Here is a 15,005-nt window from a genome sequence, read left to right on the forward strand (position 1 = left end):
GAGACTTCCATGGACACGCAGATGCTGATCGGCTCGAAATTCGAAAAAGGCACCGAGACCGAGGAACCGATCCTCAACCCGAAGACCGGGGCGAGCATCCTCAATCTGCCCGAGGCCAGCCCGGCGCAGATCGAGGCGGCGGTGCTTGCCGCCGAAAAAGCCTTCGTCACCTGGTCCCGCACAACGCCGGCGCAGCGCGCCGGCTATCTCCTGAAGATCGCCGATCGCATCGAGGCCGCGGCACAGGATTTCGCGGCGCTCGAGGCGCTGAACTGCGGCAAGCCGATCAATGCCGTGCTTAATGACGAGATCCCGGCGATCGTCGACTGCTATCGCTTCTTTGCCGGTGCGGTCCGCTCGATGCCCGGCCAGGTCGCCGGCGAATACATTCCCGGCCACACCTCGATGGTCCGCCGCGACGCCATCGGCGTTGTCGCGTCGATTGCGCCGTGGAACTATCCGCTGATGATGATGGCCTGGAAGCTGGCGCCGGCGATTGCCGGCGGCAACACCGTCGTCTTCAAGCCGTCGGAACAGACGCCGCTGACCGCGCTGAAGCTTGCGAAAATCCTTGCCGAGATCCTGCCGGAAGGCGTCGTCAACGTCGTGCTCGGCCGCGGCGACAGTGTCGGCAACACGCTGATCAACCACCCGAAGGTCAACATGATCTCGATCACCGGCGACGTCGCCACTGGCAAGAAGGTGCTGCAGGCCGCCGCCAAATCGGTCAAGCGCACACATCTCGAGCTCGGTGGCAAGGCGCCCGTCATCGTCTTCGACGACGCCGATCTCGGTGCAGTGGTCAACGGTCTGCGCGCCTTCGGCTATTACAATGCCGGCCAGGACTGCACCGCCGCCTGCCGCATCTATGCCGGCAAGAAGATCTACGACAAGCTTGTCGCCGACCTCTCCGCTGCGGTCTCGACCATCAAGTATGATCGCCCCGACGATACCGAGAACGAGATCGGCCCGCTGATTTCGCGTCGCCAGCGTGATCGCGTCTCGAGCTTCGTCGAGCGCGCGTCTGAGCTCAAGCACATCGAGATCACCACGGGCGGCAAGCCGGGCGAGGGCTCCGGCTTCTTCTACCAGCCGACCGTCGTCGCCGGCGCGCTGCAGGAAGACGAGATCGTGCGCCGCGAAGTGTTCGGCCCGGTGGTCTCGGTCACCCGTTTTTCCGAAGTCGACGAGGCGGTGAACTGGGCCAATGACTCTGACTATGGCCTGGCGTCATCGGTGTGGACCAAGGACGTTTCGCGCGCCATGGCGACGGCCGCCCGCCTGCAATATGGCTGCACCTGGATCAACACCCACTTCATGCTGACAAACGAGATGCCGCATGGCGGGTTGAAACAATCCGGCTACGGCAAGGACATGTCGCTCTATGCGCTGGAGGATTATACAGCCGTCCGCCACGTCATGATTGCGCACGGGTAGGGTCCAGATGCGGGAGAAGGTGGCCTGAAGGCCGGAAGTGGCGGCGCGACTATTCTTCCGCCTCGTCCGTCCCGTCCGCCGCCGGCGCCACCAGCAGCACGGTGGCGCCGAGGAGCGCGGCGATGAAGGAGCCGGCGAGGATGCCGACCTTGACCGCGTCCTGCAGAGCGACGTCGCTGGCGAAGGCGAGCAGGCCGATGAACAGGCTCATGGTGAAGCCGATGCCGCAGAGCAGCGAAATGCCGATCATGTGCAGCCAGCCGGCATTGACCGGCAGATCGGCGAAGCCGAGCCGGATGGCAAGCGCAGAAGACCCGAACACGCCGACCAGCTTGCCGGCGACGAGGCCGGCGGCGACGCCGAGCGTCAGCGGCTCGGCCAGGGCGGCAGCGCTGAGACCGCCGAGCGAGACGCCGGCGTTGGCAAAGCCGAAAATCGGAATGACGAAAAAGGCGACGACTTTGTGCAGGCCGTGTTCGAGCCGGTGCAGCGGCGAATGGTCGAGATCGTGGCCGCTGCCCAGCGATATCTTCAATGGAATGGTGAGGGCCAGCGCGACGCCGGCAAGCGTCGCATGGACGCCCGATTTGAGCACCAAAACCCACAGAACGATGCCGAGCAAGACGTACGGCAGCAACGTCAGCACCCGCATGCGGTTGAGCACCACCAGCAGCGCGATGACCGAGAAGGCGGCGCCGAGATAGGCGAGCGACAGGCCGCTGGTATAGAACACCGCAATGATGAGCACGGCGCCGAGATCGTCGATGATGGCGAGCGCGGTGAGGAATATCTTCAGCGAGCCCGGCACGCGGCTGCCGAGCAGCGACAGCACTCCGAGCGCAAAGGCGATATCGGTGGCGGTCGGGATCGCCCAGCCGGACAGAGCGGCCGGATCGTTGCGGTTGATGGCGACGTAGACCAGTGCCGGCACCGCCATGCCGCCGGCGGCGGCGATGCCGGGCAGCACGCGGCGCGGCCAAGTCGAGAGCTGGCCGTCGAGCATCTCGCGCTTGATCTCGAGGCCGACCAGCAGGAAGAACACCGCCATCAGGCCGTCATTGATCCAGTGCGAGACGCTAAGCGGTCCGAGATAGGCGTGGAGGGCGGAGAAATAAGCCTCGCTCAGCGGCGAATTGGCGACGATCAAGGCCAGGGCCGCCGCAGCCATCAGGATGAGTCCGCCGGCCGCCTCGCTGTCGAGGAATTCGCGCAGCATGGAGACCAGCCGCTTTTCGTCCTGCATGTCGCCTCCGTCGTATCAGCGGCAAGGTCCGACACCGCCAAGCGATGATGCGCAAACAGCGCTGGCCGGGCAAGCCTGCAGTCAGAGCCTTTTAGCGCGGCGCGCGCTTGGCGAGGATACGCTGCAGCGTGCGGCGATGCATGTTCAGCCGGCGCGCGGTTTCCGAGACGTTGCGGTCGCACATTTCATAGACGCGCTGGATGTGCTCCCAGCGTACCCGGTCGGCCGACATCGGATTTTCGGGCGGTGCTGCGCGTTCGCCCGCCGTGCGGGTCAGGGCTGCAAAGATGTCGTCGGCGTCGGCCGGCTTCGACAGATAGTCGATAGCGCCGAGCTTCACCGCCGTCACCGCGGTGGCGATGTTGCCGTAGCCAGTGAGGATGATGGCGCGGGCATCGTCGCGCTTCTCGCGGATCGCGGCGACGACGTCGAGGCCGTTGCCGTCGGCCAGCCGCATGTCGACCACCGCGTAGGCAGGCGGATTGGCGCGCGCCTTGGCAACCGCCTCCTCGACGCTCTCGGCCGTCTCGACCACGAAACCCCTGGTTTCCATGGCGCGGGCAAGCCGCGTCAGGAACGGCTTGTCGTCGTCGACGATCAGCAGCGAGGTGTCCTCGCCTTCGACCATTGCGCCAATCGTTTCGTCAGTACTCATCGTGCTGAAAATCCTGCTGCCTGATTTTTACGCAAATATAGTTTCGCAACGCTATTGTCCAATTTAGGCCGTGTCGAACATGGTGGCCGAAGCCTGCTCGGGATTGAGGAAGACGCTGCGCGGCCACGATATCTGCACGATAGCGCCCTCGCCGGGCTCGCTCGAATTGCGGAAATCGAGCGTCGCGCCGGAGCGTTCGAGCAAGGTCTTGGCGATGAATAGGCCGAGGCCGAGGCCGCCGCCGGCTTCGGTGCCTTGTCGCGTTGACATATAGGGTTCGCCGATGCGGTCGATGATCTCGGGCGGAAAGCCCGGCCCGTCGTCGATGATCGTGAAGCTGACAACGGCCTCGTTCCAGCTCCAGCGCACGGTGACATTCTTGTGGGCGAAGTCGACGGCGTTCTCGACCAGATTGCCGAGGCCGTAGATGACGCCGGGATTGCGCCGGCCCACCGGTTCCGGGCCGATGCGCTCGCCCGGCCGAAGCTTAATCGAGATGCCGAAATCGCGGTGCGGTGCCGTCACTTCCTCGACCAGTGAGGTCAGCGGCAGGCGCGAGAGATGCACCTCGCTCTCGGAGGACAGGCTGGTCAGGCGCTTCAGGATTTCGCGGCAGCGCTCGCTCTGCGAACGCAGCAGCTTCACGTCCTCGCCGTATTTGGGATCTTCGCCAAGCGCCTTCTCCATCTCCTTGGCGACAAGCGCGATCGTGGCGAGCGGCGTGCCGAGCTCGTGCGCGGCGGCGGCGGCGAGGCCGTCGAGGGCCGAGAGATGTTGCTCTCGCTGCAGCACCAGTTCGGTGGCGGCAAGCGCGTTGGCAAGCAGCCGCGCCTCCTCGGCCACCCGGAAGGCATAGATCGCGGTAAAGGCGATGGAGCAGAACACCGCCATCCACATGCCGGCGACATAGATGAACGGCATCGCCAATGGCGCGCCCTCATGCCAGGGCAGCGGCAGGTGGTAAAAGACCAGCAGCGTCGCCGCCACGATCACCAGCGCGCCGAGCATGGCGGTCAGCCGCAGCGGCAGCGACGTCGCCGAGACGACGACGGGCACGGTCATCAGCAGCGAAAACGGATTGGTGAGACCGCCGGTCATGTAGAGCAGGCCGGCAAGCTGCAGGCTGTCGAAGGTCAGGATGGCAAAGGCCGAGGGCGGGGTAAGCCGATGCGCCGCCGGATAGCGGAAGGTCAGCAAAAGGTTCATCCAGGCCGAACAAGCGATCAGCGCAAAACACATGCTGACCGGCAGCGGAAATTTCAGCCCGTAAGCGACGACAAGCACGGTCAGGCTCTGGCCGACGATGGCAAGCCAGCGCAACCTGATCAGCGTGTTGAGGCGCAGCCGCTGGCTTTGCTGGAAGTCGGGTGCGTGCAGGATGTTTATCATGGCCAATGATTATAGAGGGGAAACAGCCGGAGGTCTTTTCCGAAAAAGCGCCGAAGCTGGCCTTCCGTTCGGGATAACAGTCCGGGAATCATTAGGTACCGCGCGGTTTGGCGCGGCTCGTGGCGGCGGCGAGAAGCGGGTTCTCCGGCCAGACATGCCTGGGATAGCGGCCGCGCATGTCTGTCCGCACATCGGCCCAGGAGCCGCGCCAGAACCCGGGCAGGTCGCGCGTCGTCTGGATCGGCCGGTGCGCCGGTGACAGCAATTCGAGCGTCAGCGGCACAGTGCCGTTGGCGATCGCGGGATGCCGGTCGAGGCCGAACAGCTCCTGCACGCGGATTGCCAGTACCGGCCATTCGCCTTCATAGCGGATCGGCAGCCGACTGCCCGACGGCGCGTCGAAATGGGTCGGCGCCAATGTGTCGATCTTGCGCTGCAATTCGTGCGGTACCAGCGTCATCAGGCCTTGCGAAAGCACGCTGGGATCGATCGCGGCAAAGGATGCGGCACCGGAAAGGAACGGCAGCAGCCAGTCGTCGAGGCGCTCGACGAGCGCCGCATCGGAGACATCGGGCCATGGCGCACCGAGGCCGCGATGCAGCCAGCCGAGCCGCTGCCGCAACGTCTCCGCTTCCCTGCTCCACGGCAGCTGCGACAGGCCGTGTTCGCGCAAGGCGTCGAGAATGGCGCTGTCTGCGTCGGCACCGGTCGGCGCCGGCAGCATGCGTTCGGACAACGTGATGGCGCCGAGCCGAACCGTTTCGCGCACCCGCACCGCGCGCCTATCGCGGTCGAAGCTCACCTCGCGGCGAGTCTCGATCTTTTCCGCCAGCGCGGTGCGGATGTCGGCCTCGTCGAGCGCCGCCGCCGCGGTGATGCGGGCGTTCTGCGCCTTACCCTGCAGATCGGCGACGACGAGCCAGGTCTCGCCGGCCAGCGGGTCGGAGGCGTCGAGCATGGCGCCGGAGCCGTTGGCAAGCACGAAGCGGCCACGCTCGCCGCGCGCTTTAGCGACCCGGTCCGGCCAGGCATGGATGAGGAGAGCGCCGGCGGTGCTGCCCTCTCCCTTGAGGGGAGGGTCGATCCGCGTAGCGGACCGGGGTGGGGTCGGTTCGGGCACGCCATCGGCGACCCCGCCGCGTCTCCCTCGTCTCGCTGCGCTCGGCTCGCTCGCCGACCCTCCCGTCGAGGGGGAGGGTGAAGCCTGCTTTGCCAACCTCTCGGCCAGCTGCCGGGCAGCGGTGGCACGCGGCGATCTTTCGGCATGAAAGCGCATCAGCCGCCGTTCGAGATCGGCACCATCGCCGCCAAGGCCGCGCTCGGTGAGCAGCATGGCCAGCATCGCCGCCTCGAGCGCCTGGCCGGTCCTTGCCGCCTCGGCGACCATGTGGGCGAGCCGGACCGGCAGAGCCAGCTTGCGCATCGCGGCACCGGCCTCCGTCAAGCGCCCTGCCGCATCGACGGCATCGAGCGCGCGCAGCAGCGCCCTTGCCTCGTTGAGCGCCGGAGCCGGCGGGGGGTCGAGGAAGGACAGGCTCGTCGGATCGGCAACGCCGAACGCCGCGCAATCGAGCAACAGGCCGGAGAGATCGGCTTCGAGGATTTCCGGTGGCGTGAAGGCCGGCAGTGCCGCTGTCTGCTCGGCCCGCCACAGCCGGATAGCGACGCCCGGCTGTGTGCGCCCGGCCCGGCCGGCGCGCTGGTCGGCGGAAGCGCGGGAAGCACGCACCGTCTCCAGCCGCGTCAGGCCGCTGGCCGGCTCATAGCGCGGCAGCCGCGACAGGCCGGAATCGATGACGACGCGCACGCCGTCGATGGTGATGGAGGTTTCGGCGATCGACGTCGCCAGCACGACCTTGCGACGGCCGGGCGGCGCCGGCTTGATCGCCGCGTCCTGCGTCCTGTTGTCGAGCATGCCGTAGAGCGGCACGATGTCGGCGCCGACCTTGCCCGCCAGCCGCTCGGCGGTGCGCTCGATCTCGCGCTGGCCGGGCAGGAAGACAAGCACGCTGCCCTCCTCCCCGGCAAGCGCCGAGCGGATCACCCTGGCCATGGCATCCTCGATGGTGACGCCGGCCGGCCGCTCGTCATAGCGGATGTCGACCGGAAAGGCGCGGCCTGCGCTCTCGATCACCGGCGCGCCGGAAAGCAATTTTGCGACACGCGCGCCATCGAGCGTCGCTGACATGACCAGCAATCTGAGGTCGGGCCTCAGCGCACCCTGCACGTCGAGCGCCAGCGCCAGCCCGAAATCACCGTCGAGCGAACGTTCGTGGAACTCGTCGAACAACACCGCCGAGACACCAGGCAGCTCGGGATCGTCGAGGATCATGCGGGACAACACGCCTTCGGTGACGACGACGATCCTGGTCTTCGCGGAAGTCCGGTTTTCCATGCGCATGGCATAGCCGACGGTTTCACCGGGCTCTTCGCCAAGCAGTTCGGCCATGCGGCGGGCGGCAGCGCGGGCGGCGAGGCGGCGCGGCTCGAGCAGGATGATCTTTCCGGCGCCGAGCCATTGCGCATCGAGCAGCGTCAGCGGAACCAGCGTCGTCTTGCCGGCGCCGGGCGGAGCCACCAGCACGGCGCTGTTACCATGGCTCAGCGCTTCATTGAGCGCCGGCAAGACCGCGGAGACCGGCAGGTCCGGCAAAGGTTTTGTCGTCATTGTCCTATGATGTGCAGCCAGTTGGCAGCGATCGCATATCAGCGGTGGCGGTCGCCGCGCAACCTTGGTACCAGCTCAAAGTCGGGTCCGCGAAAAAGGGTTCCAGCGCACCGTGCCAAGCCGCACCTCCTCGCGCACCATCGTCAGCAGGCCCGAGCCGCCGACCACGGCGAGCCCGACCAGCGACAGAAAATCGGGATATTCCCTGAAGAACAGCGCGCCCAGAACCACCGCCCAGACGATCTGCGAATAATGCGTTGGCGCGATGCGGTTGGCCGGCGCGTATTTGACCGCCAGCAGATGCAGCAACTGACCGCCGGCGGTAAAGGCGCCGGCCAGCACCAGCCACGCCCATTGCCTGCCATCCGGCAGCGAGAACGAGGTAGCCGCCGCACCGACGCCGTTGAAGAGCAGGCCGTAGCCGATCAGCACGCCGAGCATCGTCGTGCGCTTTTCCTGCGCGGCGAGCGAACGCATCAGGATGACATTGGTGGCGGCCAGGAAGGCGATGATGAACGCCGCCAGATGACCAAGATGCAACTCGCGAAACCCAGGCCTGACGACCAGCATCACCCCGGCAAAGCCAGCGACGACCGCCAGCCACCGCCATGGGCCGACCTTTTCTTTGAGGACGAGCGTGGCCAGGATGGTGACGAACAGCGGCGCCAGGAAGATCAGCGCATAGACTTCCGCCAGCGGGATGGTGGTGAAGGCGTAGACGCTGAGCACGCCGGAGGCGATGCCGGCCCAGGCGCGGGCCTGTACCGCCCAAGGCCGTGTCGTGCGCCAGAAATCGCGCCAACGCTCGCCTGGCGGCCTGGCAAAGAGCAGAAAGCAGCCGGCAAACAATGTCGAGAAGAAGCCGATCTCGAAGACGTTGAACTGCCCGCCCAGGCTTTTGACAACCGCGTCGCTGCACGAATAGCTTGCATAGGCGATGAGAGCGAGCAGAATTCCGTTGGGCACGTTTTCCATTTCCGGGAGGGATGAGAGTGAAGATATTGGCGCTTGGCGCGCATCCGGACGACATCGAGATCTTCATGTTCGGTACGATGGCCGCCTATGCCGCGCAAGGCGCAGAACTCTTTTTTGCCGTAGCCACGGATGGCGCCAGGGGCGGCTACGGCGATCCGGCCGCGCTTGCCCGCACGCGCCGCAAAGAGGCGACGGCGGCGGCCGGTCTGCTTGGCGTGACGCCGCGCTTCATCGATTTTCCCGATGGCGCGCTGGTGGCGGACGCCGCCCTGATCGCGGCGCTGAAAGCACTGATCGGCGAGATAGGGCCGGATCTGGCGATCACCCATGCGCCGAACGACTATCATGGCGACCACCGCGCGCTATCGGATAGCGTGCGCATCGCAGCGTCATTCTCGGTGCCGGTGCTGCATGCCGACACGCTCGGCGGCACCGGGTTTTCGCCAACGCACTACGTCGATATCTCCAGGCATTTCAATCTCAAGGCGGAGGCGATCCGGGCGCACCAATCGCAGGATCCCGAGCGTTTCGTCGACGCGGCGCGCACGCAGAACGCCTTTCGCGCCGGCCAGTGCAACGGCCCAGCCGGATCGTTCGCCGAGGCCTTCCGCTTCGAGCCGGTCTTCCCCTTCGCCGATATCCGCGCGCTGCTGCCGCCGGCCCCAGTGATCCGTCCGGTGGCGGTCAGCAACAAGACGGTGACCTAGGCAGGTCGCCGCAACTTCTCACGTTGCTTTCCTATCCAGCATGCTGCGGTGCAGCAACGAATTCGCTTGCCTTGTTTAGTAAAAATTGCATCACTAAACAAATTACTAAACATCCGACGTGTTGCCGCGCCGTTGTGTTTAGGCCCCGGAGGAGGGGTTTAGCGGGCTCTTGAAACCGTCATCCGGACGCGTTTCGCAAATGGGAGGAAGGCATGAAATCGACCTTGAAACTGGCGTTGGGACTGGCATCGACACTCCTCGCGTCGACAGCCGTTTCGAACGTCGCGCAGGCAGAAGATCTGACGCTTTGCTGGGCAGCCTGGGACCCGGCTAACGCGCTCGTGGAATTGTCCAAGGACTTCACCAAGGAAACCGGAATCGGCATGAAATTCGAATTCGTGCCGTGGACCAACTATGCCGACCGCTTTCTCAACGAGCTGAATTCGCACGGCAAGCTGTGCGACATGATCATCGGCGACAGCCAGTGGATCGGCGGCGCCGCCGAGAACGGCCATTACGTCAAGCTGAACGACTTCTTCGACAAGGAGAAGATCAGCATGGACGATTTCGTGCCGGCGACTGTCGTCGGCTACTCGGAATGGCCGAAGAACTCGCCGAATTACTGGGCGCTGCCGGCTATGGGCGACGTCGTCGGCTGGACCTATCGCAAGGACTGGTTCTCCAAGCCGGAACTGCAGAAGGAATTCAAGGAGAAATACGGTTGGGATCTCGGCCCGCCGACAACCTTCGACCAGCTGAGGCAGATCGCCGAATTCTTCCAAAAGCGCGAGATCGACGGCAAGACCGTCTATGGCGCCTCGATCTACACCGAGCGCGGCTCGGAAGGTATCACCATGGGTGCCATGGACGTCCTCTACAGCTTCGGCTTCCAGTATGAAAATCCGAAAAAGCCCTACGAGATGGAAGGTTTCGTCAACTCCGATAAATCGGTGAAGGGCTTGGAGTTCTACAAGGCGCTCTATGATTGCTGCACCCCTCCCGGCGCCTCGAACAGCTACATGGGCGAAGGCGTCGACGCCTTCAAATCCGGCCAGGTGGCGATGCACATGAACTTCGCCTTCACCTGGCCAGGCCTGCAGAAGGACGAAAATGTCGGCGGCGACAAGATCGGCTATTTCGTCAATCCCAAGGGTCCCGACGGCGACCAGTTCGCCCAGCTCGGCGGCCAGGGCATCTCGGTGGTCTCCTATTCCGACAAGCAGGAAGCCGCGCTCAAATACATCAAATGGTTCGCCAACAAGGACGTGCAGTCCAAATGGTGGTCGCTCGGCGGCTATTCCTGCCTCAACGCGGTCGTCAAGGACCCGGGCTTCCCGGCCAGCCAGCCTTATGCGCAGACCTTCCTCGACTCTATGGCCATCGTGAAGGATTTCTGGGCCGAGCCGAGCTACGCACCGCTGCTGCAGGCATCGCAGAAGCGCTTCCACGACTATGTCGTTGCCGGGCAAGGCTCGGCCAAGGACGCGCTCGACGGCCTCGTCAAGGACTGGACCGAGGTCTTCCAGGACGATGGCAAGATGTAATCGGATGTAACCGGCTCCTCCCGAGCCCATGACCGAACCGTCCCGTGCCGCCCTTGGCACGGGACACAGTTCAGATAAATTCCATTGTCGAGACGATCCAAGTGACCGAAGCAGGACTGACCATGCTCAATCGGACGGCGGACAGCGTTGCCCGGGCTACGCCTGAGCCGTTGGCCCGCAAGGTCCGGGGCATCAGCGACAAGGGCCTCGCCTGGCTGTTCATCTCGCCGACGATCCTGTTGCTTCTCGCCATCAATATCTTCCCGCTGTTCTGGGCGATCTACCTGTCCTTCACCAACTTTCGCGCCAATCGCCCCAACGAGGTGGTGAAGAACCTTGGGCTGGCCAACTACAAGCGCATCCTCGCTGACCAGGACATCTGGATCGCCATGCAGACGACGGCGCATTTCGTGTTCTGGACCATCCTGCTGCAGACGCTGATCGGCTTTACGCTGGCCTGGCTGATCGACCGCAAGTTCCGCGGGCACGCCTTCTGGACGACGATCATCCTGGTGCCGATGATGCTGTCGCCGGCGGTGGTCGGTAATTTCTGGCGCTTCCTCTACGAGCCGCAGATCGGGCTGTTCGCCTACGCCGTTTCGTTCGTCACCGGCATTCCGGCAACCGAGATCAGCATGCTGTCCAACGTGTCGCTGGCGCCATGGTCGATCATCATCGTCGATACCTGGATGTGGACGCCTTACGTGATGCTGATCTGCCTCGCCGGCCTGCGCTCGATCCCCGAATACATCTACGAAGCGGCCGAGGTCGACCGCGCCTCCAACTGGCGGCAGTTCTGGTCGATCACGCTGCCGATGGCGCTGCCCTTCATCATGCTGGCGGTGCTGTTTCGCGGAATCGAGAACTTCAAGATGTTCGACATGGTCAATTTGCTGACCGGTGGCGGGCCGGGATCGACCACCGAAGTGGCCTCGATCACGCTGAAGCGGCAGGCCTTCGAAAGCTGGCGGACGGGCTATTCCTCGGCCTTCGCCATCATCCTGTTCGTCGCGGTGTTCGGCCTGGCGAACATCTACGTCAAGGCGCTCAACAAGGTGAAGCAGAGATGAGCCTGACGTCAGCCCATTCGGTCGTCGCACCCTCGGCCACGTCAAAGCGCGTCGCCGGCACGATCATCGTCGCCTACGCGTTGATCTCGATCGTGCCGCTGCTGTGGATCTTCGCCACCAGCTTCAAGACGCCGCCGGATTCGATCGCCTATCCGCCGAAGATCCTGTTCCAGCCCAGCGTTGAGGGCTACTGCAACCTGTTCACGACGCGGACAAGGCAGACGCCGGAATACATCAACTCGCTGGGGCCGGCGACGGGCCTTTGCGACGAGACGGTGCGCAAGCGCAACATGGTGATCGCCGGCCCCTCGAACTTCATGCCGCGCTTCGTCAATTCGCTGATCATCGCCTTCGGCTCAACCTTTTGCGCAGTGTTCCTCGGCACGCTGTCGGCCTACGGTTTTTCGCGCTTCAAGGTGCCGCTCGCCGACGACCTTTTGTTCTTCATCCTGTCGACGCGGATGATGCCGCCGATCGCTGTCGCCATCCCAATCTACCTGATGTATCGCGAGCTTGGCCTGTCGGACACGGCTCTCGGCATGATCCTGCTCTATACGGCGGTTAACGTGTCGTTGGCAGTGTGGCTGCTAAAAGGCTTCATCGACGAGATCCCGCGCGAATATGAAGAAGCGGCGATGATCGACGGCTACACCAGGCTGCAGGCGTTCTGGCGCACGGTACTGCCGCAGGCGACCACCGGTATTGCCGCAACCGCCATCTTCTGTCTGATCTTTGCCTGGAACGAATATGCCTTCGCTGCGCTACTGACCTCGGGCACGGCGCAGACCGCGCCGCCCTTCATCCCGACCATCATCGGCGAAGGCGGCCAGGACTGGCCGGCGGTCGCGGCCGGCACAACGATCTTCCTGGTGCCGATCCTGGTCTTCACCATCCTGCTTCGCAAGCAATTGCTGCGCGGCATCACCTTCGGCGCGGTGCGCAAATGAACCTGACCGCAAAACGCAAATCGCGCTGGCCCGTTTGGGCCAGGCGCGGGCTGATGGAAAACGTCGCCACGGCGATCATCGCGATCGGCTTCCTGATGCTGTTCCAGCCCTTCGCGCTGGCGCTCTACACCTATTCCTTCATCACCATGCTGGCCGGCACGGCAATGTTCATCATCGTCTCGAAATTTCCGGAGTAGACGATGGCCGAGATCAGGGTCGAACATCTGAGGAAGGCATTCGGCGATTTCGTCGCCGTGCAGGATTCCAACTTCGTCGTCGAAGACGGCGAGTTCTTCGTCATGCTGGGGCCGTCGGGCTGCGGCAAGACGACGACGCTTCGTATGATCGCCGGGCTCGAACTGCCGACCGGCGGCAAGATCCTGCTTGGCGGCGAGGACGTCACCATGCGGCGTGCCCGCGAGCGCGACATCGCCTTCGTCTTCCAGCTGTTCGCGCTCTATCCGCACATGAATGTGAGAAAGAACATCGGCTTTCCGTTGCTGGCGCAAGGCATGCCAGGTGCTGAAATCCGGGCCAGGGTGGAAGAGACGGCGAAGCTTTTGCGGATCGACCATCTGCTCAACAAATCCGTCTCCGGGCTTGCCGGCGGCGACCGCCAGCGCGTAGCGCTCGGCCGCGCCATCGTGCGGCGGCCAAAGTGTTTCCTGATGGACGAGCCGCTCGGCACGCTCGACACCGAATTCCGCGACCTGATGGTCCATGAGCTGCGCGACCTGCACAACCGCATCCACGCCACCACCGTCTATGTCACGCATGACCAGATGGAAGCGATGTCGATGGCCGACAAGATCGCGGTGATGAACCATGGCGTCATCGAGCAGTTCGGCACGCCGCGCGAAATCTACGACCGGCCGGCAACGATGTTCGTCGCCGACTTCATCGGCTCGCCGCCGATGAATTTCCTCGGCTTCGGCGGCGGCCTTTCAAAGGGCGCCAGGGAAATTGTTGTGCAAGGCGCGAAGGTGGCCGTGCCGGAGGTGCGGGAGGATATTGCGCCGGCCGAGATGGCGCTTGGAATCCGGCCGGAGCACATCCGTTTCGATGACGCTTCGAAGCTGCGCGGCGCCATTTATGGCACCGAATATCTCGGCACCACGCAGATTGTGGCGGTGGAGACGGCAGACGGCATCATCAAGGCCAGGGTACCGGCCGAAATCCGGCTCAATCCGGGCGATCATGTCGGCCTGGCGCTGAGCAGCGCGCGGCTGTCGCTGTTCGCAAAAGGATCCGGCCGTGCGGTGCGCACCGAAATCCATGAGTCGGCCTCCCAGGGGAGAGCGCATCATGGCTGACGTTCACATCAAAGGCGTGACCAAGGTTTTTGGCGAGCATGTCGCCGTCGACAATCTCGACCTGCATATCGCCGACGGGGAATTCGTCGTGCTGCTCGGGCCGACTGGCGCCGGCAAGACGACGACGCTCAGGCTGATCGCCGGGCTGGAGCGGCCGGAAGCGGGCTCGATCCATATTGCCGGCCACGACACGACGACGCTGTCGCCGGCCGAGCGCGACACCGCTTTCGTCTTCCAGCAATATTCGCTCTATCCGCATCTGTCGGTCTACGACAACCTCGCCTTTCCACTGCGCTCGCCGGCGCGGAAAATGCCGGAGGACCAGATCCGCCGCCGCGTCGACGATGTGGCCAAGATGGTACGCATCCACCACAAGCTGAATAATCGCTCGATCAAACTGTCGGGCGGCGAGATGCAGCGCGTCGCCATCGGCCGCGCCTTGGTGCGCAAGCCGTCGATCTACCTGATGGACGAGCCGCTGTCGTCGCTCGACGCCAAACTGCGCGCCGATCTCAGGCTCGAGCTGAAGCGCATCCAGGCCGAACTCGGCGCCACAATGCTCTACGTCACCCACGACCAGATCGAAGCGATGACCATGGCCGACCGCATCGGCATTCTCGCCGACGGCGTGCTGGTGCAGATCGGTTCGCCGCGCACGATCTATTCTGAGCCGGCAAACCTTCACGTCGCGGCAAGGCTAGGCCAACCGGCAATCAATTTGTTGCCGGTCGGACTGCTGCCGGATGGCGGCGCGCCGGCGGGAACCAAGACGATCGGAGCGCGCACCGAACATCTTTCGATCGAGAAGGCGGCGAACGGCCATGCCGACGGCGTCGTCGATTGGGTCGAGCATCTCGGCGACCAGAACCATCTGCACGTGACGGTGGGGACCAAGAAGCTGGTGACGCTGACCGACCCCGACACCGACCTGGCGCAGGGCGACAAGATCATGATCCGCTATCGCTCGCCGCTGTATTTCGGCGCCAATGGGCGACGGCTGATGTGAGCGCTGCGCGAGTGTTTTCCTGGCACCTTTCAACCGGCAATTTCGGGCACC

General features: G+C 64.2%; 13 protein-coding genes. 8 read left to right on the forward strand and 5 right to left on the reverse strand.

Going from position 1 to position 15,005, the window contains the following annotated elements; genetic code table 11:
- Positions 1 to 9: 9 nt before the first annotated feature.
- The gene (locus tag NKH71_RS15845; protein WP_352483988.1) at positions 10 to 1,437 is read left to right on the forward strand and encodes a gamma-aminobutyraldehyde dehydrogenase; all 1,428 of its coding nucleotides are present in this window, start codon (positions 10 to 12) and stop codon (positions 1,435 to 1,437) included.
- A gap of 49 nt (positions 1,438 to 1,486) precedes the next feature.
- On the opposite strand, the gene nhaA is transcribed toward NKH71_RS15845, so the two are convergent.
- From nhaA to NKH71_RS15870, 5 genes are all read right to left on the reverse strand, one after another.
- On the reverse strand, positions 1,487 to 2,680 hold the full coding sequence (gene nhaA, locus NKH71_RS15850; RefSeq protein ID WP_352860112.1) for a Na+/H+ antiporter NhaA: 1,194 nt from the start codon (positions 2,678 to 2,680) through the stop codon (positions 1,487 to 1,489).
- A gap of 91 nt (positions 2,681 to 2,771) precedes the next feature.
- On the reverse strand, positions 2,772 to 3,335 hold the full coding sequence (locus tag NKH71_RS15855) for an ActR/PrrA/RegA family redox response regulator transcription factor (protein WP_023676342.1): 564 nt from the start codon (positions 3,333 to 3,335) through the stop codon (positions 2,772 to 2,774).
- Positions 3,336 to 3,398: 63 nt separating this feature from the next.
- Complete coding sequence (locus NKH71_RS15860; RefSeq protein ID WP_352717814.1) at positions 3,399 to 4,724, reverse strand: ActS/PrrB/RegB family redox-sensitive histidine kinase; 1,326 nt, start codon at positions 4,722 to 4,724, stop codon at positions 3,399 to 3,401.
- Between the two features lie 91 nt (positions 4,725 to 4,815).
- Positions 4,816 to 7,392 carry an ATP-dependent helicase HrpB gene (hrpB, locus tag NKH71_RS15865; protein ID WP_352790622.1) on the reverse strand — a complete coding sequence of 859 codons (2,577 nt, stop codon included), beginning with the start codon at positions 7,390 to 7,392 and terminating at the stop codon, positions 4,816 to 4,818.
- Between the two features lie 75 nt (positions 7,393 to 7,467).
- Complete coding sequence (locus NKH71_RS15870; protein WP_352640679.1) at positions 7,468 to 8,358, reverse strand: DMT family transporter; 891 nt, start codon at positions 8,356 to 8,358, stop codon at positions 7,468 to 7,470.
- Between the two features lie 26 nt (positions 8,359 to 8,384).
- Here NKH71_RS15870 and NKH71_RS15875 point away from each other — a divergent pair, with 26 nt between their 5' ends.
- The 7 genes from NKH71_RS15875 (at position 8,385) to NKH71_RS15905 (ending at position 14,954) form a co-directional block, all read left to right on the forward strand.
- Complete coding sequence (locus tag NKH71_RS15875) at positions 8,385 to 9,074, forward strand: PIG-L deacetylase family protein (protein WP_352895152.1); 690 nt, start codon at positions 8,385 to 8,387, stop codon at positions 9,072 to 9,074.
- A 212-nt stretch (positions 9,075 to 9,286) separates the two neighbouring features.
- On the forward strand, positions 9,287 to 10,618 hold the full coding sequence (locus NKH71_RS15880; protein ID WP_023717957.1) for an ABC transporter substrate-binding protein: 1,332 nt from the start codon (positions 9,287 to 9,289) through the stop codon (positions 10,616 to 10,618).
- 122 nt (positions 10,619 to 10,740) lie between these two features.
- Positions 10,741 to 11,688 carry a carbohydrate ABC transporter permease gene (locus NKH71_RS15885; protein ID WP_031211681.1) on the forward strand — a complete coding sequence of 316 codons (948 nt, stop codon included), beginning with the start codon at positions 10,741 to 10,743 and terminating at the stop codon, positions 11,686 to 11,688.
- On the forward strand, positions 11,685 to 12,635 hold the full coding sequence (locus tag NKH71_RS15890) for a carbohydrate ABC transporter permease (RefSeq protein WP_023717959.1): 951 nt from the start codon (positions 11,685 to 11,687) through the stop codon (positions 12,633 to 12,635). The genes NKH71_RS15885 and NKH71_RS15890 overlap by 4 nt, the downstream gene beginning before the upstream one ends.
- Positions 12,632 to 12,832 carry a hypothetical protein gene (locus tag NKH71_RS15895; RefSeq protein ID WP_023717960.1) on the forward strand — a complete coding sequence of 67 codons (201 nt, stop codon included), beginning with the start codon at positions 12,632 to 12,634 and terminating at the stop codon, positions 12,830 to 12,832. Before NKH71_RS15890 ends, NKH71_RS15895 begins: the two co-directional genes overlap by 4 nt.
- A 3-nt stretch (positions 12,833 to 12,835) precedes the next feature.
- Complete coding sequence (locus tag NKH71_RS15900) at positions 12,836 to 13,948, forward strand: ABC transporter ATP-binding protein (protein WP_352495753.1); 1,113 nt, start codon at positions 12,836 to 12,838, stop codon at positions 13,946 to 13,948.
- Positions 13,941 to 14,954: an ABC transporter ATP-binding protein gene (locus NKH71_RS15905; protein WP_352895153.1), complete on the forward strand. Its 1,014-nt coding sequence runs from the start codon at positions 13,941 to 13,943 to the stop codon at positions 14,952 to 14,954. The genes NKH71_RS15900 and NKH71_RS15905 overlap by 8 nt, the downstream gene beginning before the upstream one ends.
- The last annotated feature ends 51 nt before the right edge of the window (positions 14,955 to 15,005 follow it).

The organism is Mesorhizobium sp. M0983 (assembly GCF_040318975.1).
GTDB lineage: Bacteria > Pseudomonadota > Alphaproteobacteria > Rhizobiales > Rhizobiaceae > Mesorhizobium.

Coding starts and splice junctions, on each gene's coding strand:
- nhaA (WP_352860112.1), bottom strand. CDS start 2,680: ATGCAGGACGAAAAGCGGCTGGTCTCCATGCTGCGCGAATTCCTCGAC.
- NKH71_RS15860 (WP_352717814.1), bottom strand. CDS start 4,724: ATGATAAACATCCTGCACGCACCCGACTTCCAGCAAAGCCAGCGGCTG.
- NKH71_RS15885 (WP_031211681.1), top strand. CDS start 10,741: ATGCTCAATCGGACGGCGGACAGCGTTGCCCGGGCTACGCCTGAGCCG.
- NKH71_RS15880 (WP_023717957.1), top strand. CDS start 9,287: ATGAAATCGACCTTGAAACTGGCGTTGGGACTGGCATCGACACTCCTC.
- NKH71_RS15900 (WP_352495753.1), top strand. CDS start 12,836: ATGGCCGAGATCAGGGTCGAACATCTGAGGAAGGCATTCGGCGATTTC.
- NKH71_RS15845 (WP_352483988.1), top strand. CDS start 10: ATGGACACGCAGATGCTGATCGGCTCGAAATTCGAAAAAGGCACCGAG.
- NKH71_RS15905 (WP_352895153.1), top strand. CDS start 13,941: ATGGCTGACGTTCACATCAAAGGCGTGACCAAGGTTTTTGGCGAGCAT.
- hrpB (WP_352790622.1), bottom strand. CDS start 7,392: ATGACGACAAAACCTTTGCCGGACCTGCCGGTCTCCGCGGTCTTGCCG.
- NKH71_RS15855 (WP_023676342.1), bottom strand. CDS start 3,335: ATGAGTACTGACGAAACGATTGGCGCAATGGTCGAAGGCGAGGACACC.
- NKH71_RS15895 (WP_023717960.1), top strand. CDS start 12,632: ATGAACCTGACCGCAAAACGCAAATCGCGCTGGCCCGTTTGGGCCAGG.
- NKH71_RS15890 (WP_023717959.1), top strand. CDS start 11,685: ATGAGCCTGACGTCAGCCCATTCGGTCGTCGCACCCTCGGCCACGTCA.